Origin of the sequence: Pseudomonas sp. PvP100 (assembly GCF_017833055.1) — a bacterium.
Classification (GTDB): domain Bacteria; phylum Pseudomonadota; class Gammaproteobacteria; order Pseudomonadales; family Pseudomonadaceae; genus Aquipseudomonas; species Aquipseudomonas syringae.
Map to the genome: position 1 here is coordinate 924600 of NZ_JAFIBO010000001.1, position 25048 is coordinate 949647.

The 25048-nt window shown below is 60.5% G+C and carries 22 protein-coding genes; 15 read left to right on the forward strand and 7 right to left on the reverse strand.

From position 1 onward, the window contains the following. Positions 1-54: 54 nt before the first annotated feature. Complete coding sequence (locus tag JOE39_RS03940; protein WP_003406774.1) at positions 55-1131, reverse strand: 3-deoxy-7-phosphoheptulonate synthase; 1077 nt, start codon at positions 1129-1131, stop codon at positions 55-57. 233 nt (positions 1132-1364) lie between these two features. On the opposite strand from JOE39_RS03940, the gene JOE39_RS03945 reads away from it, so the two are divergent. The 4 genes from JOE39_RS03945 (at position 1365) to cysB (ending at position 4956) form a co-directional block, all read left to right on the forward strand. Beyond that, positions 1365-2336 (forward strand): putative 2-dehydropantoate 2-reductase, encoded by a 972-nt coding sequence (locus JOE39_RS03945; protein WP_210077863.1) that lies wholly within the window; start codon positions 1365-1367, stop codon positions 2334-2336. Positions 2337-2339: 3 nt separating this feature from the next. Next, positions 2340-3260, forward strand: coding sequence for a 5'-nucleotidase (locus JOE39_RS03950; RefSeq protein ID WP_003347087.1), 921 nt, complete (start codon positions 2340-2342; stop codon positions 3258-3260). A gap of 76 nt (positions 3261-3336) precedes the next feature. Further along, on the forward strand, positions 3337-3831 hold the full coding sequence (locus tag JOE39_RS03955) for a universal stress protein (protein ID WP_003315706.1): 495 nt from the start codon (positions 3337-3339) through the stop codon (positions 3829-3831). Positions 3832-3981: 150 nt separating this feature from the next. Next, the gene (gene cysB, locus JOE39_RS03960) at positions 3982-4956 is read left to right on the forward strand and encodes an HTH-type transcriptional regulator CysB (protein WP_003315705.1); all 975 of its coding nucleotides are present in this window, start codon (positions 3982-3984) and stop codon (positions 4954-4956) included. 112 nt (positions 4957-5068) lie between these two features. On the opposite strand, the gene JOE39_RS03965 is transcribed toward cysB, so the two are convergent. Next, positions 5069-5803 (reverse strand): phosphoadenylyl-sulfate reductase, encoded by a 735-nt coding sequence (locus JOE39_RS03965; protein WP_210077861.1) that lies wholly within the window; start codon positions 5801-5803, stop codon positions 5069-5071. A 139-nt stretch (positions 5804-5942) separates the two neighbouring features. Between JOE39_RS03965 and thrH the strand changes: the two genes are divergently transcribed. Next, positions 5943-6560 (forward strand): bifunctional phosphoserine phosphatase/homoserine phosphotransferase ThrH, encoded by a 618-nt coding sequence (gene thrH / locus JOE39_RS03970; RefSeq protein WP_003347091.1) that lies wholly within the window; start codon positions 5943-5945, stop codon positions 6558-6560. A 134-nt stretch (positions 6561-6694) separates the two neighbouring features. On the opposite strand, the gene pabB is transcribed toward thrH, so the two are convergent. The 4 genes from pabB to JOE39_RS03990 all read right to left on the reverse strand — a co-directional run bounded on the left by pabB (position 6695) and on the right by JOE39_RS03990 (position 11167). Next, a complete protein-coding gene (gene pabB, locus JOE39_RS03975; RefSeq protein ID WP_210077859.1) occupies positions 6695-8038 on the reverse strand; it encodes an aminodeoxychorismate synthase component I in 1344 nt (447 codons plus the stop codon). A 75-nt stretch (positions 8039-8113) separates the two neighbouring features. Continuing rightward, the gene (locus JOE39_RS03980) at positions 8114-9091 is read right to left on the reverse strand and encodes an alpha-L-glutamate ligase-like protein (RefSeq protein WP_161420918.1); all 978 of its coding nucleotides are present in this window, start codon (positions 9089-9091) and stop codon (positions 8114-8116) included. Next, positions 9091-10626, reverse strand: a complete 1536-nt coding sequence (locus JOE39_RS03985) for an inactive transglutaminase family protein (protein WP_003392920.1) — start codon at positions 10624-10626, stop codon at positions 9091-9093. The genes JOE39_RS03980 and JOE39_RS03985 overlap by 1 nt, the downstream gene beginning before the upstream one ends. A gap of 4 nt (positions 10627-10630) precedes the next feature. Beyond that, complete coding sequence (locus JOE39_RS03990) at positions 10631-11167, reverse strand: ATP-dependent zinc protease (RefSeq protein WP_003315699.1); 537 nt, start codon at positions 11165-11167, stop codon at positions 10631-10633. Positions 11168-11464: 297 nt separating this feature from the next. On the opposite strand from JOE39_RS03990, the gene JOE39_RS03995 reads away from it, so the two are divergent. From JOE39_RS03995 to prpF, 5 genes are all read left to right on the forward strand, one after another. Then, positions 11465-12184: a GntR family transcriptional regulator gene (locus tag JOE39_RS03995; RefSeq protein WP_024663466.1), complete on the forward strand. Its 720-nt coding sequence runs from the start codon at positions 11465-11467 to the stop codon at positions 12182-12184. Further along, a complete protein-coding gene (prpB, locus tag JOE39_RS04000; RefSeq protein ID WP_210077857.1) occupies positions 12181-13077 on the forward strand; it encodes a methylisocitrate lyase in 897 nt (298 codons plus the stop codon). Before JOE39_RS03995 ends, prpB begins: the two co-directional genes overlap by 4 nt. A 161-nt stretch (positions 13078-13238) precedes the next feature. Further along, on the forward strand, positions 13239-14366 hold the full coding sequence (prpC, locus tag JOE39_RS04005) for a 2-methylcitrate synthase (protein ID WP_210077856.1): 1128 nt from the start codon (positions 13239-13241) through the stop codon (positions 14364-14366). 239 nt (positions 14367-14605) lie between these two features. Beyond that, positions 14606-17194 carry a Fe/S-dependent 2-methylisocitrate dehydratase AcnD gene (gene acnD / locus JOE39_RS04010; RefSeq protein WP_210077854.1) on the forward strand — a complete coding sequence of 863 codons (2589 nt, stop codon included), beginning with the start codon at positions 14606-14608 and terminating at the stop codon, positions 17192-17194. A 105-nt stretch (positions 17195-17299) separates the two neighbouring features. Beyond that, a complete protein-coding gene (prpF, locus tag JOE39_RS04015; RefSeq protein ID WP_210077852.1) occupies positions 17300-18490 on the forward strand; it encodes a 2-methylaconitate cis-trans isomerase PrpF in 1191 nt (396 codons plus the stop codon). A gap of 31 nt (positions 18491-18521) precedes the next feature. On the opposite strand, the gene JOE39_RS04020 is transcribed toward prpF, so the two are convergent. Further along, complete coding sequence (locus JOE39_RS04020; RefSeq protein ID WP_003347114.1) at positions 18522-19340, reverse strand: pyruvate, water dikinase regulatory protein; 819 nt, start codon at positions 19338-19340, stop codon at positions 18522-18524. A gap of 222 nt (positions 19341-19562) precedes the next feature. On the opposite strand from JOE39_RS04020, the gene ppsA reads away from it, so the two are divergent. From ppsA to JOE39_RS04045, 5 genes are all read left to right on the forward strand, one after another. Continuing rightward, the gene (gene ppsA / locus JOE39_RS04025; protein ID WP_004418234.1) at positions 19563-21938 is read left to right on the forward strand and encodes a phosphoenolpyruvate synthase; all 2376 of its coding nucleotides are present in this window, start codon (positions 19563-19565) and stop codon (positions 21936-21938) included. A gap of 192 nt (positions 21939-22130) precedes the next feature. Further along, positions 22131-23120: an alpha/beta fold hydrolase gene (locus JOE39_RS04030; RefSeq protein WP_024649045.1), complete on the forward strand. Its 990-nt coding sequence runs from the start codon at positions 22131-22133 to the stop codon at positions 23118-23120. A gap of 98 nt (positions 23121-23218) precedes the next feature. After that, positions 23219-23707, forward strand: a complete 489-nt coding sequence (rraA, locus tag JOE39_RS04035) for a ribonuclease E activity regulator RraA (protein WP_003315690.1) — start codon at positions 23219-23221, stop codon at positions 23705-23707. A gap of 11 nt (positions 23708-23718) precedes the next feature. Then, positions 23719-24714 carry a zinc transporter ZntB gene (locus tag JOE39_RS04040; protein WP_210077850.1) on the forward strand — a complete coding sequence of 332 codons (996 nt, stop codon included), beginning with the start codon at positions 23719-23721 and terminating at the stop codon, positions 24712-24714. 85 nt (positions 24715-24799) lie between these two features. Next, entirely contained in the window at positions 24800-25048 is a 249-nt protein-coding gene (locus JOE39_RS04045; RefSeq protein WP_024649048.1) for a hypothetical protein, read from the forward strand.

The following is a 25048-nucleotide window of genomic DNA, read 5'->3' on the forward strand; positions in this document are numbered from 1 at the left end:
AACGCCGAGCATTTGCTCGGCGTTTTCGTTATTGCAGTGCAGTCGGTCAGGCGATTACTTGCGCTTGCGAGCTGGCAGCACATCCTTGAGTTTCGCGTGCATGCTGCGCAAGGTCTTTTCAGTGCTTTGCCAATCGATGCAGGCATCGGTGATGGACACGCCGTACTGCAATTCCGAAAGGTCCTTGGGAATCGCCTGACAGCCCCAGTTCAAATGGCTCTCGACCATCAGGCCGATGATCGATTCGTTGCCTTCGAGGATCTGGTTGGCGACGTTTTCCATCACCAGCGGTTGCAGGGCCGGGTCCTTGTTGGAGTTGGCATGGCTGCAGTCGACCATGATGTTCGGGCGAATGCCGGACTTGTTCAGCGCCTGCTCGCAGAGCGCAACGCTGACCGAGTCATAGTTGGGCTTGCCGTTGCCGCCGCGCAGTACCACATGACCGTAGGCATTGCCTTTGGTGGTCACGATCGACACGCCGCCTTCCTGGTTGATACCCAGGAAACGATGCGGGCTCGATACCGATTGCAAGGCGTTGATGGCAACCGTCAGGCCGCCGTCGGTGCCGTTCTTGAAACCGACTGCCGAGGACAGGCCCGAAGCCATCTCGCGATGAGTCTGGGATTCTGTGGTGCGCGCGCCGATGGCCGACCAACTGATCAGATCCTGCAGATACTGCGGAGAGATCGGGTCCAGGGCTTCGGTCGCGGTGGGCAGCCCCATCTCGGCCAGATCCAGCAGCAGCTGGCGACCGATGTGCAGGCCATCCTGGATCTTGAACGAGTCATCCAGGTACGGGTCGTTGATCAGGCCTTTCCAGCCTACCGTGGTGCGTGGCTTCTCGAAGTAGACGCGCATCACCAGATACAGCGTGTCAGACACTTCCGCCGCCAGCGCCTTGAGACGCTCGGCGTACTCCTTGGCAGCCTTCAGGTCGTGGATCGAGCACGGGCCGATCACGATGAACAGGCGGTGATCATGGCCATCGAGAATGTTGCGAATCACTTCGCGGCCCTGGCTGACGGTCTGCAGGGCAGCATCGGTCAGGGGGATGTCGCGCTTGAGCTGATCCGGAGTGATCAGAGTCTCGTTGGAGGCAACGTTGAGGTCGTCAATCGGTAAATCAGCCATCGTGTTACTCATCAGGTCGCGGGTACTGGCCGCCAACGGTCCCCCGTGCGGCGGTGCCCAGCAGGTTTGAGCGCAGCGGGGAGCCGAACCTTAGCGCGTTATCGCGTTGTTCGACAATAAGTAAACGAGGTATCGGCCAGGTCTTTGGCCGAGATGCGCTGCCTTATTGCAAGACAATCCGCTGCGACGGATAGTGTACGGCCGCAAATAGCGAGACAGTCAAGGGAGAGGTCATGGGTGTTGATTCCCGTCGTCCGCGCGTCGGCATCATAGGTACGGGTGCCATCGGGGGCTTTTACGGATTGATGCTGGCGCGTGCCGGATACGATGTGCATTTTCTGCTGCGCAGCGAGTTTGACACGGTGGCGCGCGAAGGTTTGCAGGTCAAAAGCGCCGTGCATGGCGAGCTGTCCCTCAAGCCGGTTCAGGCGTATCGCTCGGCGGCTGAAATGCCGTCTTGTGACTGGCTGCTGGTCGGCACCAAGAGCACCGGCAATGCCGCGCTCGGTCCGATCATTCGCCAGGCGGCTGCGCCAAACGCCAGCGTGCTGCTGTTGCAGAACGGTCTGGCTGTCGAAGACCAGCTGCGTAATGTCCTGCCCGACAGCCTGCACATACTCGGCGGGCTGTGCTTCGTCTGCGTCAACCGGGTTGCGCCCGGCGTCGTCGCCCATGAAGCCTTCGGCGCGGTCAGTGTCGGCTATCACAGCGGCCCGGCGGAAGATGAGGCGAGCCGCATGGCGGTTGTCGAAGCCTGCGCGGCCCTGTTCAGGACAGCCGGCATCGACGCGCCGGTCATGGCCAATCTGCAACAGGCCCGCTGGCAGAAGCTGGTCTGGAATGTGCCCTACAACGGGCTGTCGGCCTTGTTGCAGACCAGTACCGGCCGATTGATGGCCGACCCTGACAGCCAGGCCTTGATCCGTGCGCTGATGGACGAGGTCGTGCAGGGCGCCGAGGCCTGTGGGCATGCCTTGCCGCCGGGTGTCGCGCAGCATCTGTTTACAGTGACCGAAAGCATGCCGGATTACAGACCCAGCATGTACCACGACCTGGCCGAAAGACGCCCGCTGGAGCTGGACGCCATTTATGCCAGGCCCCTCGCAGCAGCGCTTGCCGCCGGGTTTGACATGCCTCGCGTGCGGGCGCTTTATCAGGCACTGGCGTTCATTGATCGGGGCAACCACCCGGCAAGCAAGGAGTGATTCATGACAGAAGCTGAAGACCACAAGCTGGTACTGGCGATTTCATCGCGTGCGCTGTTCGATCTGCGCGACAGTCATGAGGTGTACATGGCCGATGGGGTCGAGGCCTACCGCAAGTATCAGATCGAACATGAGGACGAAATCCTCGCGCAGGGCGATGCCTTCCCGCTGGTCGAAAAATTGCTGAGCCTCAATGCCAGTCTGCAAAAGGCGCGCGTCGAAGTGGTGCTGGTGTCGCGCAACAGTGCCGATACCGGGCTGCGGGTCTTCAACTCGATTCAGCATTATGGCCTCGACATCAGCCGCGCCGCCTTTGCCGGCGGGCGCAGTCCTTATCCTTATCTCGCAGCGTTTGGCTGCCACCTGTTTCTCTCCACGCATGCCGAGGATGTACGCAGCGCCCTGGATGCCGGGTTCGCGGCCGCGACCATCCTTTCGGGTGGTGCACGGCGTGCAGCCAGCGCCGAGTTGCGGATTGCCTTCGATGGCGACGCCGTATTGTTTTCCGACGAATCAGAGCGCGTGTACCAGAGCGGCGGGCTGGCAGCCTTTCAGGCCAGCGAGCGTGAGTGGGCTCGCGAACCGTTGCGCGGCGGACCTTTCAAGCCCTTTCTCGCCGCACTCAATCAGCTGCAGCGCGAGTTTCCCGACGCGAGCTGCCCGATTCGCACCGCGCTGGTCACGGCTCGCTCGGCACCTGCTCATGAGCGCGTGATTCGTACCTTGCGCGAATGGGATATTCGTCTGGACGAGTCGCTGTTTCTCGGTGGTTTGCAAAAGTCGGCCTTCCTTGAAGCGTTCGCCGCCGATGTGTTTTTCGACGATCAGCCTGGCCACTGCGAGAAGGCGCGTGATGTGGTCGCGACGGGGCACGTTCCGCACGGCATCAGCAACGAAATCGTGCCGCTTGCCGACGGGGGCTGAGAAGTCCGCCGTCGCAGCCGATGATGCGCTGCTACGCTGAGTCAATCTCCGCCATTCCGGTTGTACGGGAGGTTGTATGGTCCGTTCGATGCTGTATGCCGCAGACCTCGGTCTGTACGCGCCTTATGTAACGCAGCACGCGCTGGCGCTGGCTCGAACGTTCAACGCCGAGCTGTACGTCATCCATGTCGTCGAGCCTCTGGGCCTGTTCGCCGAGTCGGTGCTGCAGAGTTACCTGGGCGAGGAAGCGCTGAAAGAGCTTCGCGGCAAAGGTGTGAATGCGTTTCTGAGTGGAATAGAGCAACGAATGCTCGACGGGTTTCGTGAAGAATTGGGGGAAGGGCACTCGGACCTTTCCCTGATTCGTACGGTGCGTGTCGTTCAGGGCGAGCCTGCCAGCGTGATTCTCGAACAGGCGCACAGGCTGAATGTGGATTTGCTGGTGGTCGGCAGTCACAGCCGCAGGATGGAAGAGGGCACCTCGGTAGGCCGCACGGCTGCCAGGGTCCTGCAGTTTTCCGATGTGCCGGTCTACATGGTTCCGATGATGTTGAAAAAGGGGCGGGGGTAGAGGAAAGGTCCAATTGGTGGTTTTAATGAAATCGAGCGTGCGATCACCTTACAAAGGTGATAAAAAGTTCTAGAATTATTCGTCTCACCATTAATCCAGTTATATACCGTCGCCGATACCCATAGGGTTTATCTGCTTTGAGGGATACATATGAAGCTCCAACAACTGCGCTACATTTGGGAAGTGGCGCACCACGACCTCAACGTTTCCGCGACGGCACAGAGCCTTTACACCTCCCAGCCCGGCATCAGCAAGCAGATCCGTCTGCTTGAAGATGAACTGGGCGTCGAGGTTTTCGCCCGCAGTGGCAAGCACCTGACGCGTGTGACACCGGCAGGCGAGCGCATCATCACGACAGCGGGCGAGATCCTGCGCAAGGTCGAGAGCATCAAGCAGATTGCCCAGGAGTTCTCCAACGAGAAGAAGGGCACGCTGTCGATTGCCACCACTCACACTCAGGCGCGCTACGCCTTGCCGCCGGTGATCAGCAACTTCATCAAGCAATACCCTGATGTCGCGCTGCACATGCACCAGGGTTCACCGATGCAGATCGCCGAAATGGCCGCTGACGGGACGGTTGACTTCGCCATCGCCACCGAGGCGCTCGAGCAGTTCAGCGATCTGGTGATGATGCCGTGCTATCGCTGGAACCGTTGCATTGTCGTGCCGCAGGGGCACCCGTTGACCAAGGCGCCGAAGCTGACGCTGGAACTGCTGGCTGAATACCCGATCGTGACTTACGTCTTCGGCTTCACCGGTCGTTCCAAGCTGGACGAAGCGTTCAGCCATCGCGGGCTGGTGCCCAAGGTCGTGTTCACGGCGGCGGATGCCGACGTGATCAAGACCTACGTCAGGCTGAACCTGGGAGTGGGTATCGTGGCAAGAATGGCGATAGACGAGGCAGTGGACAGCGACCTGGTGGTGCTCGATGCCAGTGATCTGTTCGAGTCCAGCGTGACAAAAATCGCTTTCCGTCGCGGCACCTTCCTGCGTGGCTTCATGTGCGATTTCATCGAGAAATTTGCGCCGCACCTGACCCGTGAAGTCATGGCCAAGGCGATTCAGTGCCATAACAAGCAGGAAATGGAAGAGCTGTTTGCCAATGTCGAGCTGCCGGTGCATTAGAGGCAGTTTTGAGCTACAAGCTGCAAGTAAAAGCGCGCAGGCTGTAGCTTGTAGCTTGTAGCTTGTAGCTTGTAGCTTGTAGCTTGTAGCTTGTAGCTTGCCGCTCGCGACATTAGTCGCGCGCTATCAGGTTGCCCGCATGCAGTCCGCATTCCTTCTGCGTGGCTTCTTCCCACCACCAGCGACCCTCGCGCTCGTGCTGGTTCGGCAATACCGGGCGGGTGCAGGGTTCGCAGCCGATGCTGATGAAGCCGCGCTCGTGCAGGCTGTTGTAGGGCAGCTCCAGCATGCGGATGTAGCCCCAGATTTCCTCGCTGCTCATTTGCGCCAACGGGTTGAATTTGTACAGCGTGCGCTCGGCTGTCGAAAAAGCGCTGTCGATTTCCAACGCGGCAACGGCGCTGCGCGTGCCGGGGCTCTGATCACGGCGCTGGCCGGTTGCCCAGGCGGCGACGCCAGACAGTTTGCGCCGCAGCGGCTCGATCTTGCGGATGCCGCAGCATTCGCCATGGCCGTCCCGGTAAAAGCTGAACAGGCCCTTTTCCTTGACGAAAGGTTCAAGCTTGCTGTGATCGGGCGAAACGATCTCGATCTCGATCTTGTAGTGCTCGCGGACCTGCTCGATGAAACGATAGGTTTCCGCATGCAGGCGCCCTGTATCGAGGCTGAAGACCTTGACGTTCTTGTTCAGCTTCCAGGCCATGTCGACCAGAACCACGTCCTCGGCACCGCTGAAAGAGATCCACAGTTCGTCGCCGAAGTGCTCGAAAGCCAGTTTCAGAATGTCTTGTGCAGACTTGTTCGCATAGGTCGTCGCCAGTTCAGCGACGTCGAAAGGTTGGCTCATCAGGCGGCTTCCTAAAATGCAAGAGTGGCGCTTAAGCGCTCGTGATGGCGGCAATGGTAACAAAATCCGCTGTTCAGTGGCCGTCGCCAGCGGCTAGAGTGCCGCTTCCGTCGAGAGTGAATAGTCTGAGGAGTGTGCTGTGGAAATTGCCTGTCTGGACCTCGAAGGTGTGCTGGTCCCGGAAATCTGGATCGCCTTTGCCGAGAAAACCGGCATCGAATCGCTGCGTGCCACCACGCGGGACATTCCCGATTACGACGTGCTGATGAAGCAGCGCCTGCGCATTCTCGATGAACATGGCCTGAAACTGGCGGATATTCAGGAAGTGATCGGCACCCTCAAGCCCCTGGAGGGCGCCGTGGAGTTTGTCAACTGGCTGCGCGAGCGGTTTCAGGTGGTGATTCTCTCGGACACGTTCTACGAATTCTCTCAGCCGCTGATGCGGCAACTGGGTTTTCCGACCCTGCTGTGTCATCGCCTGATCACTGACGAGACCGACCGGGTGGTCAGTTACCAGTTGCGCCAGAAAGACCCCAAGCGACAGTCGGTGCTGGCCTTCAAGAGCCTGTATTACCGGATCATTGCTGCCGGCGATTCGTACAACGACACGACCATGCTGGGCGAGGCCGATGCCGGCATCCTGTTCCACGCTCCCGACAACGTGATTCGCGAATTCCCGCAGTTTCCGGCGGTGCACACTTTTGATGACCTGAAAAAGGAATTCATCAAGGCCTCGAATCGGGATTTGATGCTTTGAGGGCGAAGCCTCGGTTGCACGCGACTGGAGACAGTTGACGCAGAGCGTCACGAAATGATCTGGCTATCGTGCCGACGCTCTGCGTCGGTATGCCGTTCTGGACGCTCTGCGTCCTCTTTGCGACGCAGAGCGGTTCAGAGTGCTTCAAGCGTCTCCAGCAGTACACGGACTTTGGTGAAGGTTTCCTGATATTCCGCCTCGCAGTCCGAGTCGGCGACGATGCCGCCACCGCCCCAGCAGGAAATCTGTCCGTCCTTGACCAACAGGCTGCGGATGGCGATCGAGCTGTCCATTTCGCCGCGCACGTCCAGGTACATCAGCGAGCCGCAATACAGGCTGCGGCGGGTCGGCTCCAGCTCGTCGATGATCTGCATGGCGCGGATCTTCGGGGCGCCGGTGATGGAGCCGCCGGGGAAGCTGCCGCCGATCAGGTCCAGTGCATCGTTGCCAGCGGCCAGCTCTCCGGTCACGCTGCTCACCAGATGGTGCACGTTGGGGTAGCTTTCCAGGCTGAACAGCTCGGGGACTTTCACCGAGCCGATGCGGCAGCTGCGGCCCAGGTCGTTACGCAGCAAATCGACGATCATCAGGTTCTCTGCGCGGTCCTTGTCGCTGGCCAGCAGTTCGGCGGCGAAGGCAGCATCCTGCGCCGGGTCGGCGCTGCGTGGCCGCGTGCCTTTGATCGGGCGGGTTTCGACCTGCCGAGCGCTGACCCGCACGAAGCGCTCGGGAGAAAGACTCAGAATCGCATCGGCCCCAGGCAGGTTCAGGTAGCCGGCGAACGGCGTCGGGCAAGCTGCTCGCAGCGCACAATAGGCGACCCATGGGTCACCGACGTACTGCGCCTGAAAGCGTTGTGCAAAGTTGACCTGGTAGCAGTCACCGGCCTGAATGTAGGCCTGAATGCGTTCGAAAGCATGGCGATAGTTATCCGCGCTGATGCTGGCCTGAAACGGTTGGCTTAGGCGGAATTCCGTGTGCGGCTCAGGGATATCGGCAGAGAACAGCTCAATCAGTCGTTTGCGCTCGCTTGCGACAAGGGACGGGTGAAAAATCAGCTGGCTGGTCTGCTCCTGATGATCACTGATCAGCGCCCAGGCGTAGAGCCCCAGACGGGCCTCGGGCAGTTGCAGGTCGTCAATGGCCTGATCCGGCAACGGCTCCAGGCGTCGACCAAATTCATAACTCAGATAACCGATCAGGCCGCCAGCGAAGGGCAGCTCGCATTCGTCAGGCAGTTGCGCTGCGCCGAGCGCCTTGAGGCTGTCGCGCAAGCGCTGGAGGTAGGCGGCGCCGTCTTCATCATCGGCAACGCTCAGTTCCTGCAGCGGCCATGCACTGAGCAGGTCATGTCGGCCCCGCACGGCTGTCGGCCTGCCGCTGTCGAGCAGCACCGCACCCGGCGCTTCGCGGATTCGCGCAAAGAACGCGATCGGGTCGGCGCTGTAGGGCAGGGGGTGTATCGAACAGATCGGCATCGTCGAATATCGGTCTTGGAAACGCGGCTGGCGATTGTAGCCTTGCCGATGCAGCAGTCCTAGCGGTATGTCGGTTCAGACGCCAGGCACGTGACCGAACAGGTCCTGGACAAAGCTGACCCGCTCCTGCGCTGATTCCTGGCGTCCTTCGAGAGCCAGTTGCTCCAGACGCGCCTCGACGGCCTGAGTGCGATGGGTCAGGCCGCTGTCGTTGGCGATCTGGATGTTCAGGCCGGGACGGGCGTTGAGCTCCAGAATCAGCGGGCCTTTGTCCTGGTCCAGCACCATGTCGACACCGATGTAGCCCAGGCCGCACAACTCGTAGCACTCGGCGGCAAGCTTCATGAAGCCGTCCCAGTTGGGCAGTTGCACGCCATCCACCGAGTGGGTGGTGTCCGGGTGCTTGCTGATGATGTTGTTCAGCCAGGTGCCTTGCAGGGTGACGCCGGTGGCCAGGTCCACACCCACGCCAATGGCGCCCTGGTGAAGGTTGGCCTTGCCGCCTGATTGGCGGGTAGGCAAGCGCAGCATGGCCATCACCGGATAACCCATCAGCACGATGATGCGGATGTCCGGTACGCCTTCATAGCTGATGCTTTTGAAGATCGGGTCCGGCACGACCCGGTACTCGATCAGTGCGCGGTCGCGGTGGCCGCCCAATGAATAAAGGCCGGTAAGGATGCTGGATACCTGATGCTCGATTTCCGAGTGGCTGATGATGCGTCCCGAGACGGTGCGAAAGCGTTCTTCGAAACGGTCGGCGATCACCAGAATGCCATCGCCGCCTGCGCCCTGTGCGGGTTTGATCACGAAGTCGCTGTGCGCGCCGATGATCTCGTCGAGCCTGTCGATTTCCTTTTCCGTGGAAATCACGCCGTACATCTCCGGCACATGAATGCCTGCGGCGATGGCGCGCTCCTTGGTGATGATCTTGTCATCGACGATCGGATAGAGGCTGCGCTTGTTGTACTTGAGCACGTAGTCGGCGTTACGTCGATTGATGCCCATGATGCCGCGGGCTTCGAGCGCCTTCCAGGTTTTCCACCAGCCGATCACTTGGCCTTTTCCTCTTTCAGGAATGCCTTGAAGCGCACCAGTTCGGTCAACCGGTAGCCACGGTATCTGCCCATCGCCAGCATGAAGCCGACCAGCACCAGCAGCACAGCCGGGAAGGTAAAGACGAAATAGGTCAGTTCCGGCACGCTCATGATCAGGTGCGCCAGCGACGCGGCGAACAGCGTACCGATGGCAACCTTCATGGCATGGCTGCCACCACGCTCTTCCCAGGTGATCGACAGGCGTTCGATAGTCATGGTCAGAATCACCATCGGGAACAGCGCAACCGACAGGCCGCGTTCCAGCCCGAGCTTGTGGCTGAACAGGCTGATGGCGGCGATCAGCACCACGACGAAGGTCAGTACCACCGACAGGCGCGGCAGCATTTGCAGTTTCAGGTGCTCCAGATACGAGCGCAGTGACAGGCCCAGCGCGGTGATCACGGTAAACAGTGCGATGCCGAAGCCCAGTTGCGTTTCCCGGAACGCCAGCGCAATCAGCACGGGGGTGAAGGTGCCCAGTGTCTGCAGGCCGATCAGGTTGCGCAGGATCAGGATGACCAGTACGCCAATCGGGATCATGACCATGATCATGAAGGTCTGCTGGGTCTGCAGCGGCAAGCCGTACAGCGAATAGGCCAGGAAGTCCGAGTCGGTGCTGGCGTCGGTCAGTTTGGCGAGGCGCATCGCGTTCATTTCACTGTTGTTGAGGCTGAACGTGACTTGCACCTTCTTGCCGCCTTCGACGCTGACCAGGCCTTCCTCGCCGGTCCACCAGAGCAGCCGATCGTCCGGCAGGCCGGCTTCGCCGGTGTCGGGATTGAAGTACAGCCATTCCTTGCCGTTGAAGCTGCGCAGCCAGAGTTCCGGTGTCTGCTGCTCGGCATCCAGGCGAATGGTGTGGGCTTTTTCCAGCGGTACGTGGGCGATCGACAGCAGCAGCTCGGTGACCCGGGCCTTGTTGGACGCCGAGGTATCACCGGCCAGCAGCAGTTTGACGTTATCGTCATTCAGGTTATTGACGCGCTTGATGGCCTCGGTGATGAAGGTCTCCACGTCCGCCGAATGCTGGCGAATGGGTGCCAGCAGCGCTTCGGCGGCTATCTTTTCCGGGCCTTCGACGGTCATGCTGTCGCGAAAGATAGGCCCTTTGACTTTGGGCTTTTCACCGCTGTAACGCTTGGTCAGCACCAGTCGGTAGTAGAGGGTCTGGTTGCCGGTAGCGCGACGGGCCGACCAGGTGACCTTGCGGTTGCCGTCAGCGCGGTTGACGCTGACGCCGTAATTGTTCGAGATGAAGCTTTCATTGAGGCTGATGTAGTCGTGGGCCAGCGGCGGCACGAACATTTGCACCTTCACCGAATCCTTGGGATTGGCGACGAACTCGACTTTGGCGTCGATATTCCACAGGTCATCGGTTTCGTCTTCGCTGACGGGTATGCCCAGCGCCAGAATCTGATAGGCCGTGATCGCGATGCCGAGGGTCACCAGGGCAGTGATCAGGATCTTCAGATGGAGTGTAAGAGAGCGCATGGATTTACTCTGCGTTTTGAGCGACGGAAGCGCAGCCGGGCTTCCCTGCCGCATATTTAAGACTTGGATCGACCAGCGCATCAAAGCGTTTCAAGGCTTCGGAGCCGATCAAAAGCGGGTATTGGAAAGCACTTCGGTCAGTCAAGTTCACTTCTATGGTGCGTAAAGATTCACCCATGCAGATATCGAGGCTGATTACCGGACGTGACGAATACCGATTGTCATCATCCGGGTCGAGATCGTCGGCACGCCGCTTGATCTTGCTGACCCGCGCCAGGGGGCGCTCGATGGGGTGTACATGCTTGCTGTCGCTGGCCAGATAGAAGCGCACCCAGCTTTCGCCATCGCGCTTGAAATGTTTGATGTCGCGGGCGCTCAGTGAGGCGGTCTTGGCGCCGGTGTCGAGCTTGGCGGCGATCTCGATATCGATTTCGCTCAGCCTGGCGTATTCATTGAGGCCATAGACTGTCTTGTTGGCGGCCAGGGTCAGGCCGGGCAAAAACAGAAGGCCGAGCAGTGTGGGGAGGGTAGTCAGTCTCATAAATCCTGGCGCGATGAGCGAACAACTTCAGGGTCAGGGCGCAAATGGAATTGACCTGATGATGGTAGGGCAGGCGGTTCGCAGACGCTTGCTCCGCTGCGGAGCGCGCTGTACGGACGCGACGCATTCTAGCATGAAGCCCTGCAGCTGCCAGTGATCAACCTGTGTGGCTGTTCAGGTTGCTGTGTCGAGCAGCGCTTGCTCGTTTTGGCTGATTGTCGACAATACAGGGTTTGGCTTTGACGTATTGAGCAAATATGGCTAGATTTGAGCGCATATAGTCATGAGGTGTCGACAATGCTGCAGGTGGTCGAAGAAACAATTACGGTTGCCGACGACTCGGAAACCCTCTCCGAGAACGTTTTCCGACGCATTCAAGCGGCCATCGTGAAAGGCGAGATTGCCCCCGGCAGCAAGATTTCCGAGCCGGAACTGGCTCGCACCTATGGCATCAGTCGCGGACCGCTGCGCGAAGCGATCCACCGGCTCGAAGGGCAGCGCCTGGTGGTTCGTGTGCCGCATGTGGGCGCCCGGGTGGTGTCGCTCAGTCATGCCGAACTGATCGAACTCTATGAAATTCGCGAGTCACTGGAGGGGATGGCCTGTCGTCTGGCCGCCGAACGCATGACCCAGGCCGAAATCGACGAGTTGCGCGGCGTTCTGGATACCCACGAACGCGACGCCGCGTTTCAGGCTGGGATCGGCTATTACCAGCAAGAGGGTGATTTCGACTTTCACTACCGCATCATCCAGGGCAGCGGCAATCGCACCCTCAGCCAGATGCTCTGCGGTGAGCTCTACCAGTTGGTGCGCATGTACCGCATTCAGTATTCCACCACGCCCAACCGGCCTCGCCAGGCCTTTGCCGAACATCACCGCATTCTCGACGCCATCGCCGACCGCGACGGTGAGCTGGCCGAATTGTTGATGCGCCGCCATATCGGCGCGTCCAGACGCAACATCGAGCGCCACTATCAGGCCGCTTCCCAGACGACTTCCGACCGAGGTAAACAATGAGTCATAACAACAACAACACTCCCGGCCAGCGTTTCCGCGATGCCGTCGCCAGCGAACGGCCGCTGCAAGTGGTCGGCGCGATCAATGCCAATCACGCACTGCTCGCCAGGCGTGCCGGGTTCAAGGCCATTTATCTGTCTGGTGGCGGAGTCGCTGCAGGATCACTGGGTATTCCGGACCTGGGGATCACCGGTCTTGAAGACGTGCTGATCGATGTGCGGCGTATCACCGATGTCTGCGATCTGCCGTTGCTGGTGGACGTCGACACCGGTTTCGGCTCTTCGGCTTTCAACGTGGCGCGGACCGTGCGCTCGATGATCAAGGCCGGGGCGGCGGCGATTCACATCGAGGATCAGGTGGGCGCCAAGCGTTGCGGGCACCGTCCCAACAAGGAAATCGTTTCTCAGCAGGAAATGGTCGACCGGATCAAGGCTGCCGTGGATGCCCGGACTGACGACAGCTTCGTGATCATGGCGCGTACCGATGCGCTGGCCGTTGAAGGGCTGGAGTCGGCGCTGGAACGTGCCGCTGCCTGTATTGAAGCCGGCGCGGACATGGTGTTTCCCGAGGCCATCACCGAACTGGCGATGTACAAGCAATTTGCCAACCGCGCAGGCGTGCCGATCCTCGCCAACATCACCGAGTTCGGCGCCACGCCGTTGTTTAAGGTCGATGAGCTGCGCGAGGCGGATGTCTCGCTGGTGCTGTATCCGCTTTCCGCATTCCGTGCGATGAACAAGGCTGCGGAAAATGTCTACAGCGCTATCCGCCGTGACGGCAGCCAGAAAAACGTGATCGACAGCATGCAGACGCGCATGGAGCTGTATGACGCGATCGATTACCACACATTCGAGCAGAAGCTGGATGCGCTGTTTGCGCAGAAGAAGGGGTGATGCCTGTGAAATGCCGGGCTTCTGGCCGCAGGCCGTAGGCGCGAACTTGTTCGCGAAAGGGTTGTTATATTCTCTGATAATGCAACGTTGGAATCACTATCTTCGTTAACAAGAGAAGCCTCGCCCCGTCCCATCACAGAAAAACAAAATTGGAGAAGACCATGGCTGAAGCAAAAGTATTGAGCGGCGCCGGGCTGCGCGGTCAGGTTGCCGGGCAGACGGCGTTGTCCACCGTAGGCATGGCCGGTGCCGGGCTGACCTATCGCGGCTATGACGTGCGCGATCTGGCTGCCGAGGCGCGTTTTGAAGAAGTTGCCTACCTGCTGCTGTACGGCGAACTGCCCAATCAGGCCGAATTGTCTGCCTATATGGACAAGCTCAAGCGCCTGCGCAATCTGCCGCAGGCCCTGAAAGAAGTGCTGGAGCGCATACCCGCCGACACGCATCCGATGGACGTGATGCGCACCGGTGCTTCCATGCTCGGCACCCTTGAGCCGGAGCGCAGTTTCGATCAGCAGCGCGACTCAACCGACCGTCTGCTCGCAGCGTTCCCGGCGATCATGTGTTACTGGTATCGCTTCAGTCACGACGGCAAACGTATCGACTGCACCTCGGACGAAGACTCCATCGGCGGGCATTTTTTGCGCCTGCTGCTGGACAGGGCGCCCAGCGAACTGCACCGCAAGGTCATGGACGTCTCGCTGATTCTGTACGCCGAGCACGAATTCAATGCCTCGACCTTCACCGCCCGCGTCTGCGCGTCGACCCTGTCGGACCTGTATTCCTGCGTCACGGCAGCCATCGGCACCTTGCGCGGCCCGCTGCACGGTGGTGCCAACGAGGCTGCAATGGAAATGATTCAGCGCTTCGCCTCGGCCGAAGAGGCAACCAAAGGCACGCTGGGCATGCTGGAGCGCAAGGAAAAGATCATGGGCTTTGGCCATGCGATCTACAAGGAGTCTGACCCGCGCAACGAGGTGATCAAGGGCTGGTCGAAGAAGCTCGCCGAGGAAGTGGGCGATACTGTGTTGTTCCCGGTCTCCGAGGCCATCGACAAGGTCATGTGGGAGCAGAAGAAACTGTTCCCCAACGCCGACTTCTACCATGCCTCGGCGTATCACTTCATGGGCATCCCGACCAAGCTGTTTACGCCGATCTTCGTCTGCTCACGCCTGACCGGCTGGGCCGCGCACGTTTTCGAGCAGCGCGCCAACAACCGCATCATTCGCCCGAGCGCCGAGTACATCGGCGTCGAACAGCGCGCGTTCGTACCTCTGGAACAGCGCTAGGTTCTGTACGAAAAGTCGGCGAGCGAAGGTCAGGCGAGGCAAAAACAGGCGAGGAACGGCCGGGGTCGCGTTCGACTCTACGTGTTGTAAATGAGCATTCCGATTGGACTCGCATCCGAGCCTGTTTTTAACGAAGCATCACCGAGCGCAGCCACTTTTCGTACAGAGCCTAAAAGGGGGCAGGGGAGCCGCTGAAGCTCCCCACCCGTATTCCGAACACTCCGTGATCGAGTCCCGCAATGAACAGTGAATTTCGCAAACCGCTCCCTGGCACCCGACTGGATTATTTCGACGCTCGGGCAGCCGTCGAGGCGCTCAAGCCCGGAGCTTATGCCACGCTGCCCTACACCTCGCGGGTGCTGGCCGAGAACCTGGTGCGCCGTTGTGATCCGGCGACCTTGAATGCCTCGTTGACCCAGCTCATCGAGCGCAAGCGTGATCTGGATTTTCCCTGGTTCCCGGCACGCGTGGTCTGCCACGATATTCTGGGTCAGACCGCGCTGGTCGACCTTGCCGGGCTTCGTGACGCGATCGCTTCGCAGGGCGGCGATCCTGCGCTGGTCAACCCGGTGGTTCCGGTGCAACTGATCGTCGACCACTCGCTGGCAGTGGAGTCCGACGGTAATGACCCGCAGGCGTTCGCCAAGAACCGCGCCATCGAAGACCGTCGCAACGAAGACCGTTTTCACTTCATCGACTGGACCAAGCAGGCGTTCAAGAACGTCGAAGTGATCCCACCGGGCAACGGCATCATGCACCAGATCAATCTGGAGAAAATGTCACCCGTGGTGCAGGTGCTCGACGGCGTAGCCTTTCCCGACACACTGGTGGGCACGGACAGCCACACGCCACATGTCGACGCCCTGGGTGTGATTGCCATCGGCGTCGGTGGGCTCGAGGCCGAGAACGTCATGCTCGGGCGCGCCTCGTGGATGCGCTTGCCGGATATCATCGGCGTCGAACTGACCGGACGCCATCAGCCAGGCATCACCGCCACCGACCTGGTGCTCGCGCTGACCGAATACCTGCGTCAGCAGAAAGTGGTCGGTGCCTATCTGGAGTTTTACGGCGCAGGTGCGTCGAGTCTGACCCTGGGCGACCGTGCGACGATCTCCAACATGGCGCCTGAATATGGGGCGACGGCAGCGATGTTTTCGATTGATTCGCAAACCATCGACTACCTGCGTTTGACCGGTCGCGAGGACGAGCAGGTCAAGCTGGTCGAGCTGTATGCCCGGCACACCGGTCTTTGGTCGGACAGTCTGAGCGAGGTGCAGTACGAGCGCGTGCTGAGTTTCGATCTGTCCAGTGTGGTACGCAACATGGCCGGGCCCTCCAACCCCCATGCGCGGGTCGCCACCGCCGATCTGGCGGCCAGAGGGATTGCCGGGCAATGGGACGAGGTGCCGGGGCAGATGCCCGACGGCGCGGTGATCATCGCTGCGATCACCAGTTGCACCAACACCAGCAACCCGCGCAACGTCATTGCCGCCGGTCTGCTGGCACGCAACGCCAACCGCCTGGGGCTGCTGCGCAAACCCTGGGTCAAGTCATCGCTGGCCCCCGGCTCGAAAACCGTGGCGCTGTACCTGGATGCAGCAGGGCTGACCTCTGAGCTGGAGCAACTGGGTTTCGGCGTCGTGGCCTTTGCCTGCACCACCTGCAACGGCATGTCCGGCGCGCTCGATCCGCTGATCCAGCAGGAAATCATTGACCGTGATTTGTACGCCACGGCAGTCCTGTCCGGTAACCGTAATTTCGACGGGCGTATTCACCCCTATGCCAAGCAGGCCTTTCTGGCCTCGCCGCCCCTGGTGGTGGCGTATGCCATTGCCGGGACCATCCGTTTCGATATTGAAAACGACGTGCTGGGCGTCGCCGAGGGCCGGGAAATCCGTCTCAAGGATATCTGGCCGAGCGATGAAGAGATCGATGCCGTCGTGCAGGCGTCGGTCAAGCCGGAGCAGTTCCGCCAGGTCTATATCCCGATGTTTGCCATCGAAGAGCACAGCGGGCCGAAGGTCGCGCCGCTTTACGACTGGCGTCCGATGAGCACCTACATCCGTCGCCCGCCCTACTGGGAAGGCGCGCTGGCCGGAGAGCGCACGCTCAAGGGCATGCGGGCGCTGGCCGTGCTGCCGGACAACATCACCACCGATCACCTGTCGCCGTCCAACGCGATCATGCTCGACAGTGCGGCGGGCGAGTACCTGGCGAAAATGGGCCTGCCGGAGGAAGACTTCAACTCCTACGCGACCCATCGGGGCGACCACCTGACCGCCCAGCGCGCGACCTTTGCCAACCCGCAACTGGTCAACGAGATGGCAGTGGTCGACGGCAAGGTCAAAAAAGGCTCGCTGACCCGTATCGAACCCGAAGGTGTGGTCACACGCATGTGGGAAGCCATCGAAACCTACATGGCGCGCAAGCAGCCGTTGATCATTATTGCCGGTGCCGACTATGGGCAGGGCTCGTCCCGTGACTGGGCGGCCAAAGGCGTCAGGCTGGCGGGCGTCGAAGTGATTGCTGCAGAAGGGTTCGAGCGTATTCACCGCACCAACCTGGTCGGCATGGGCGTGCTGCCGCTGGAGTTCAAGCCGGGCACCAGCCGTCTGACCCTGGGCATCGACGGCAGCGAAACCTTCGATGTGATCGGCCAGCGCACACCGCGCGCGACGTTGACGCTGGTGATTCAACGCCGTAACGGCGAGCGCGTCGAGGTGCCGGTGACCTGTCGTCTGGACACTGCTGAAGAACTCTCTATTTATGAGGCGGGCGGCGTATTGCAGCGTTTTGCTCAAGACTTTCTGGAGGCTACTGCATCGTAGCTACGCTGGAGCGTGAGGAGCGCCAAGTGTGCGGAAAAACACTTCTGGACGCTCTGCGTCCAATTTTGAGCGCGCAGCGCGCTCTTCGAACAGGACAACGAATTCATGGCTCATTCACCCCAGATCCGCATCCCCGCCACCTACATGCGCGGTGGCACCAGCAAGGGTGTGTTTTTCAGGCTGACTGATCTGCCCGAAGCTGCACAGGTTCCGGGCGCGGCGCGGGATGCGCTGCTGTTGCGGGTCATCGGCAGCCCTGACCCCTATGAAAAGCAGATCGACGGCATGGGCGGGGCGACGTCGAGTACCAGCAAGAGCGTGATTGTTTCGCGCAGCAGCAGGCCCGACCACGATGTCGATTACCTGTTCGGTCAGGTGTCCATCGACAAGCCGTTTGTCGACTGGAGCGGCAATTGCGGCAACCTGTCAACGGCCGTGGGGCCATTCGCGATTACCAGTGGCCTGGTCGACCCGGGCCGTTTTCCGCAGGACGGCGTCGCGGTGGTGCGTATCTGGCAGGCCAACATCGGCAAGACCATCATCGCCCATGTGCCGATCAGCAACGGCGTGGTGCAGGAAACCGGTGATTTCGAGCTGGATGGCGTGACCTTCCCGGCAGCTGAAGTGCCACTGGAGTTTCTCGACCCGGCGGCGGACGAAGAGGGCGCGGGCGGCTCGATGTTTCCGACGGGCAATCTGGTGGACGAGCTGGAGGTGCCCGGCATCGGCATTCTGAAGGCGACCATGATCAATGCCGGCATCCCGACGATTTTCGTCAACGCCGCCGACATCGGTTACTCCGGCACTGAGCTGCAGGGCGATATCAACAGTGATCCGCAGGCGCTGGCCCGTCTGGAAGCCATTCGCGCCTACGGTGCGCTGCGCATGGGCCTGATCGGCAACATCGATGAAGCTGCCGCACGCCAGCACACGCCCAAAGTGGCGTTTGTCGCTGCGCCCGCCGATTACGTGGCGTCGAGTGGCAAGCCTGTGGCTGCGCAGGATATCGAGCTGCTGGTACGCGCCGTGTCGATGGGCAAGCTGCACCACGCGATGATGGGCACGGCTGCGGTGGCCATCGGCACAGCGGCGGCCATTCCGGGCACGCTGGTGAATCTGGCCGCTGGCGGTCAGGCACGCAGTGCGGTCAACTTTGGCCATCCCTCCGGCACATTGCGGGTCGGCGCCAAGGCCGTTCAGGAGGGCGGTGACTGGAAAGTCACCAAGGCCCTGATGAGCCGCAGCGCCCGCGTGCTGATGGAAGGCTGGGTGCGGGTGCCGCAGCCAGGCGAGTGAAGTCGTCAGCTTGACGGGGTGACCGCAGCGCCTACTTGAAGCGTCGCTCCACGCCTTTTTCGACCAGCACCTTGGCGGAGATTTCTTCCACCGAAAAATGCGTGGAATTGATGTGTGCGATGTTCTCGCGGCGGAACAGGCTTTCCACCTCGCGCACCTCGAATTCGCACTGCGCGTAGCTGGAGTAGCGGCTGTTGGGCTTGCGCTCATGGCGGATCGCGGTGAGACGGTCCGGGTCGATGGTCAGGCCAAACAGTTTTTCGCGATGCTGTTTGAGCGCTGCAGGGAGTTGCAGGCGCTCCATGTCATCTTCGGTCAGCGGATAGTTGGCGGCCCGGATACCGAACTGCATGGCCATGTACAGACAGGTCGGGGTCTTGCCGCAGCGCGAGACGCCGACGAGGATGATATCGGCCTTGTCGTAATAATGTGTCCGTGCGCCGTCATCGTTGTCCAGCGCAAAGTTGACCGCCTCGATGCGCTCCATGTAATTGGAGTTATGCCCGATGGAATGCGATTTACCCACGGAGTAGGACGAGTGTGAACTAAGCTCCTGCTCCAGCGGGGCGAGGAAGGTCGAAAAGATATCGATCATGAAGCCATTGGACGTCGCCAGAATCTCGCGAATGTCCTGATTGACGATGGTGTCGAAGATGATCGGCCGCACATCGTCCTTGTCGGCGGCATTATTGATTTGTTGTACCATCGCCCGCGCCTTCTCGACGCTGTCGATATAGGGCCTGGTGAACTTGTTGAACGTAATGTTTTCAAATTGTGCCAGCAAGCTCTGGCCCAGGGTTTCGGCGGTGATGCCCGTGCCGTCCGAGATGAAGAAAGCGGATCGTTTCATTTTTGCCCCAGGCCTTAAGCAGTTGACGAATTCTGGCTATCATAGGCGTGCTGGCCTGCCATGAGAGCCCGCAGGTGCAGCTTTTTTGCACGCGTGGTTTTGCACACTCGGTTTTGAACGCCCGATCTGTACGTCCGGGCAGACACGCCTGAAGCCACACCGCATGTGGCGCAGGTGAATGAGCTTTTCCCAACAACAAACACAGTTAGTGGAGAGATCACCTTGGTAGAGTACGTAGTTTCCCTCGATAAGCTCGGCGTCCATGATGTAGAGCACGTGGGGGGCAAAAACTCGTCCCTCGGCGAGATGATCAGCAACCTCGCAGGTGCTGGTGTTTCGGTGCCCGGCGGCTTCGCGACTACCGCCCAGGCCTACCGTGACTTTCTCGAGCTCAGCGGCCTGAACGAGCAGATCCATGCTGCGCTGGACGCCCTTGACGTCGATGATGTCAACGCGTTGGCCCGCACCGGTGCGCAGATTCGTCAGTGGATCATGGAGGCCGAGTTCCCCGAGCAGCTTAACGCCCAGATCCGTACTGCGTTTGCCGAGCTCTCTGCGGGTAATCCGAACCTGGCCGTGGCCGTGCGTTCCTCCGCAACGGCCGAAGACTTGCCGGATGCCTCGTTCGCCGGCCAGCAGGAGACCTTCCTGAACATCCGCGGCGTCGAGAACGTGATCCGTGCCGCCAAGGAAGTCTTCGCTTCATTGTTCAACGACCGTGCGATTTCCTACCGTGTACACCAGGGCTTCGACCACAAGCTGGTCGCGCTGTCTGCAGGCGTGCAGCGCATGGTGCGCTCCGAAACCGGCACGGCTGGTGTGATGTTCACCCTCGACACCGAGTCCGGCTTCCGCGACGTGGTGTTCATCACCGGCGCTTACGGCCTGGGCGAGACGGTTGTGCAGGGCGCCGTCAACCCGGACGAGTTCTACGTGCACAAGGACACGCTGGCGGCTGGCCGCCCGGCGATCCTGCGTCGCAATCTGGGCAGCAAGGCGATCAAGATGATTTACGGCGAAGAAGCCAAGGCCGGTCGTTCGGTCAAGGTGATCGACGTCGAGCCTGCCGATCGCGCGCGTTTCTGCCTGAGCGATGCCGAAGTGTCCGAGCTGGCCAAACAGGCGATGATCATCGAGAAGCACTACAAGTGCCCGATGGACATCGAGTGGGCCAAGGACGGTGACGACGGCAAGCTGTACATCGTCCAGGCGCGCCCGGAAACGGTGAAGAGCCGTGCTTCGGCCAACGTCATGGAACGCTATCTGCTCAAGGAGACCGGCAAGGTACTGGTCGAAGGCCGTGCCATCGGTCAGCGCATCGGCGCGGGCAAGGTACGCATCATCAAGGACGTGTCCGAGATGGACAAGGTCCAGCCCGGCGACGTGCTGGTGTCGGACATGACCGACCCGGACTGGGAGCCGGTCATGAAGCGCGCCAGCGCAATCGTCACCAACCGTGGCGGTCGTACCTGCCACGCGGCGATCATCGCCCGTGAGCTGGGCATCCCGGCAGTGGTCGGCTGCGGCAACGCCACGCACACCCTTCAGGATGGCCAGGGTGTCACGGTTTCCTGCGCCGAGGGCGACACCGGTTATATCTTCGAAGGCGAGCTGGGCTTCGATATCAAGACCAACTCGGTCGATGCGATGCCTGATCTGCCGTTCAAGATCATGATGAACGTCGGCAACCCGGACCGTGCCTTTGATTTCGCCCAGTTGCCCAATGCCGGTGTCGGTCTGGCGCGTCTGGAGTTCATCATCAACCGTATGATCGGCGTGCACCCCAAGGCGCTGCTCAACTACTCGGTGCTGCCACCGGAAATCAAGGAAAGCGTCGACAAGCGTATCGCCGGCTACGACGATCCGGTCGGTTTCTATGTCGAAAAGCTGGTCGAGGGCATCAGTACCCTGGCTGCCGCGTTCACGCCGAAGAAGGTCATCGTGCGCCTCTCGGACTTCAAGTCCAACGAGTACGCGAACCTGATCGGCGGCAAGCTCTACGAGCCTGAAGAAGAAAACCCGATGCTGGGCTTCCGCGGTGCGTCGCGCTATATCAGCGAGAACTTCCGTGACTGCTTCGAGCTGGAGTGCCGTGCGCTCAAGCGTGTGCGCGAAGAGATGGGCCTGACCAACGTCGAGATCATGGTGCCGTTCGTCCGCACCCTGGGCGAGGCGAGCCAGGTGATCGATCTGCTGGCCGCCAATGGCCTGAAGCGTGGCGAAAACGGCCTGCGCATCATCATGATGTGCGAACTGCCGTCCAACGCGATTCTGGCGGAAGAGTTCCTCGAGTACTTCGACGGCTTCTCCATCGGCTCCAACGACCTGACCCAGCTGACGCTCGGTCTTGATCGTGACTCCGGGGTGATCGCTCACCTGTTTGATGAGCGTAACCCGGCGGTCAAGAAGCTGCTGTCCAATGCCATTCAGGCGTGCAACAAGGCCGGCAAGTACATCGGCATCTGCGGGCAGGGGCCTTCCGATCATCCGGACCTGGCGCGCTGGCTGATGGATCAGGGCATCGAGAGTGTGTCGCTGAACCCCGATTCGGTACTGGAGACCTGGTTCTTCCTTGCCGAGGCACAGGCGCCTGTCTGACCGGCGGCGACGTACCTGAGGCACGGCCCTTAAACGACCGGGCTCCAGTGTGACGCGAACGCGGCCTGAGCCGTCATGTGGTTCAGGTGTTTAAATGAGGCGGTTTCTTCGGAAGCCGCCTTTTTTATGGCGCACCGCGAGACCCCGGAACGCGTGGTTTCATCCCGTCTGTCAAACCAGATAAAGAGTGATATGCAGAGCAGCAGCCAGCTTTTCCCCGTGGCCTTGATCAGCGCCGAGCGTCGTGGCGACCTGGTCGAGGACGTCTACCGTCTCAAACCTGCCAACAGCCCCGACGCCAGTGTCGAACTTGCGGTAACCCGGCTGGGGCGCGTCGATCAGCCGGATGTGCGTGGCACTCCGGTCATACTGCTGCATGGCAGTTTTTCCAACCGGCGGTTCTGGTATTCGCCCAAGGGCATCGGTCTGGGCGCGTATCTGGCGCGGGCCGGCTATGACGTGTGGATTCCTGAAATGCGCGGCCATGGCTTGTCGGCTCGCAACCTGAGTTATCGCAGCAATTGCGTGGCGGACTACGCGCGTTTCGATTTGCCAGCCATTGCCGCGTTCGTCGTCGAGCAAAGTGGCCAGATACCGCACTGGATCGGCCACTCGCTGGGCGGCACAAGCCTGGCGGCAGCCTTGGGCGGTCAGTATCTGGGGGCTGATACTGCAGCGTCCGTGGCGCTGTTCGGCAGCCAGGTCAGCCGCACCTACTGGCCGCTGAAAGTCCCGCCACTGCAATGGTCTGCGAAGTGGCTGCTGAGGTCCTTCGAGCATATCTCCGGACCGCGTTTCAAGCGCGGGCCGGAAGACGAGCCGATCGGCCTGGTTCTGGAAAGCATGCGCTGGCACGGGTTGTTCGGGCGTTTCGGTGAGCGTGACAACAACTGGTGGGCAGGGTTGAGCGCGGTTCAGGTGCCGCTTCTGGCTGTCGCTGCGGCCGGCGACCATCAGGACCCGGTGTGGGCTTGCCGTGAACTCTTCGAGCAGATCGGCAGCGAACACAGGCAATTCCTCTGCCTGAGCCGCGAACATGGCTTCAGCGAGGATTTCGATCATGTGCAGATGCTGGTCAGCAAGGCCGCGCAGCAGCAGGTCTGGCCACGCGTGATCGAGTGGCTTGGCGAGCGCTCGGTTCCTGAACAAGTTGCAGAGTTTCAGGTCGCGGTGGGCAGTTAGCCGGTAAAGTCGCTATGGTTAGGCTCATCCGGTCGTGTCTGTTTCACTAAACCGTCTGTATCAATCGCGTCCCAATAGCCGATGAAAGGAGTTGTCCCATGCACTACCTCACCCCCGATCTGTGTGACGCCTATCCGGACCTGATTCAGGTCGTGGAGCCGATGTTCAGCAATTTTGGCGGCCGCGATTCGTTTGGTGGCCAGATCGTCACGCTGAAATGTTTCGAGGACAACTCCAAGGTCAGGGAGCAGGTCGAGCTCGACGGCAAGGGCAAGGTACTGGTCGTCGACGGTGGTGGCTCGCTGCGTTGCGCGCTGCTGGGTGACATGCTGGCTGACAAGGCTGCAAAGAACGGCTGGGAAGGAATGTTGATCTACGGCTGCGTCCGCGATGTGGATGTCATCGCCCAGACTGACCTGGGTGTCCAGGCGCTCGCCAGTCATCCGAAGAAAACCGAGAAGCGCGGCATAGGTGAGCTGAATGTGCCGGTGACCTTTGGCGGCGTGACGTTCCGCCCCGGTGAGTACCTGTACGCCGACAACAACGGCGTCATCATTTCCCCATCACCTCTGACCATGCCGGAATAAGCGAAGTATCCATGTTCGATGAAGCAAACGCGCAGTGGGGGCTGGTTCATGCCCTCGTTTTGGACGGTAAGGGTGGGGCGCGTTTCATCGCTCGAACCGAGTTGCAGGACCTTGCATTGCAGCCAGAAGAAAGCCTCTGGCTGCATTGGGATCGTAGCCACCCGCAGACACATGCCTGGCTGCGCACCGGCAGCGGTCTGAGCGAGTTTGCCTGCGACCTGTTGCTGGAAGAGAACACCCGGCCGCGTTTGTTGCCGTTGCCGGAGCAGGAGCTGCTGCTGTTTCTGCGCGGCGTGAATCTGAATCCCGATGCGGAACCTGAAGACATGGTCTCGGTGCGTATCTTCGCTGCCGCGCAGCGGGTGATCTCGCTGCGCCTGCGTCCGTTGCGCGCCACTGAGGAACTGATTGAGCTGCTGGGGCAGGGCAAAGGCCCGAAGAGCGCCTCGGAGCTGATCCTGCACCTAGCGCAGCACCTCACTGACAAGGTTCAGGACCTGGTGGGTGAACTGACCGAGTTGGTCGATGAAGAGGAAGAAAAGAACGACGCCGACGAACGGTACAATCCCGAGCATGGCAAGCTGCTACACATCCGTCGACGCGCTGCCGGCCTGCGCCGGTTCCTTGGGCCGCAGCGGGATATTTATGGTCAGCTTTCACGCATCAAGCTGTCCTGGTTTGCCCATGACGACGCTGATTACTGGAATGAGCTGAACAACAGCCTGACCCGTTATCTGGAAGAGCTCGAGCTGACACGCGAGCGGGTGGGGCTGCTGCTGGAGTCCGAGGACCGGCGCCTGCGCGAGCACATGAACCGCACCATGTACCGCTTCGGTATCATTACCTGTATCTTTCTGCCGATGAGTTTTCTCACGGGTTTGCTGGGTATTAACGTTGGCGGCATTCCGGGTTCGGCCAGTTCGTACGGCTTTCTGGTGGCCTGTCTGCTGATCGTCGCACTGGGCGCAGGGCAGTGGTGGCTGTTCCGCCGTTTGCGTTGGGTATAGGGTGAGCCTCGATGGTTTTTTGGTGAGCTTGTGTGACTTGTTGTTTTCGCGTCGCGTCTTTGAATGACATTACGTGAGGTGCCTGATGCACGATCCGTTTGAAGAATCTTTACGCGACATGCTCAATTCTTCATCCTCCAGCCGGGATGATGACGCATGTCTGGGACGCGTCCTGAAGACCGCCAATCGCCAGGTCGGCGCCGGTGTGTTGTTCGGGTTGCTGGGCCGCTGGTCGCAGGCGCTGATGATTGCCGTGAACAACGGCTCGGCCCACGTCTCTCCCGTTTCTCGTCGCACCTCGACAGGTGCGCGTTCTATCGATAAGGCTGATTGA

Coding starts and splice junctions, on each gene's coding strand:
- JOE39_RS04020 (WP_003347114.1), bottom strand. CDS start 19,340: ATGAAACGATCCGCTTTCTTCATCTCGGACGGCACGGGCATCACCGCC.
- pabB (WP_210077859.1), bottom strand. CDS start 8,038: ATGCCGATCTGTTCGATACACCCCCTGCCCTACAGCGCCGACCCGATC.
- prpF (WP_210077852.1), top strand. CDS start 17,300: ATGGCTCATTCACCCCAGATCCGCATCCCCGCCACCTACATGCGCGGT.
- cysB (WP_003315705.1), top strand. CDS start 3,982: ATGAAGCTCCAACAACTGCGCTACATTTGGGAAGTGGCGCACCACGAC.
- JOE39_RS03985 (WP_003392920.1), bottom strand. CDS start 10,626: ATGCGCTCTCTTACACTCCATCTGAAGATCCTGATCACTGCCCTGGTG.
- JOE39_RS03940 (WP_003406774.1), bottom strand. CDS start 1,131: ATGGCTGATTTACCGATTGACGACCTCAACGTTGCCTCCAACGAGACT.
- JOE39_RS03945 (WP_210077863.1), top strand. CDS start 1,365: ATGGGTGTTGATTCCCGTCGTCCGCGCGTCGGCATCATAGGTACGGGT.
- JOE39_RS04045 (WP_024649048.1), top strand. CDS start 24,800: ATGCACGATCCGTTTGAAGAATCTTTACGCGACATGCTCAATTCTTCA.
- rraA (WP_003315690.1), top strand. CDS start 23,219: ATGCACTACCTCACCCCCGATCTGTGTGACGCCTATCCGGACCTGATT.
- JOE39_RS03955 (WP_003315706.1), top strand. CDS start 3,337: ATGGTCCGTTCGATGCTGTATGCCGCAGACCTCGGTCTGTACGCGCCT.
- JOE39_RS03990 (WP_003315699.1), bottom strand. CDS start 11,167: ATGAGACTGACTACCCTCCCCACACTGCTCGGCCTTCTGTTTTTGCCC.
- JOE39_RS04040 (WP_210077850.1), top strand. CDS start 23,719: ATGTTCGATGAAGCAAACGCGCAGTGGGGGCTGGTTCATGCCCTCGTT.
- JOE39_RS04030 (WP_024649045.1), top strand. CDS start 22,131: ATGCAGAGCAGCAGCCAGCTTTTCCCCGTGGCCTTGATCAGCGCCGAG.
- prpB (WP_210077857.1), top strand. CDS start 12,181: ATGAGTCATAACAACAACAACACTCCCGGCCAGCGTTTCCGCGATGCC.
- prpC (WP_210077856.1), top strand. CDS start 13,239: ATGGCTGAAGCAAAAGTATTGAGCGGCGCCGGGCTGCGCGGTCAGGTT.
- JOE39_RS03950 (WP_003347087.1), top strand. CDS start 2,340: ATGACAGAAGCTGAAGACCACAAGCTGGTACTGGCGATTTCATCGCGT.
- JOE39_RS03965 (WP_210077861.1), bottom strand. CDS start 5,803: ATGAGCCAACCTTTCGACGTCGCTGAACTGGCGACGACCTATGCGAAC.
- JOE39_RS03995 (WP_024663466.1), top strand. CDS start 11,465: ATGCTGCAGGTGGTCGAAGAAACAATTACGGTTGCCGACGACTCGGAA.
- acnD (WP_210077854.1), top strand. CDS start 14,606: ATGAACAGTGAATTTCGCAAACCGCTCCCTGGCACCCGACTGGATTAT.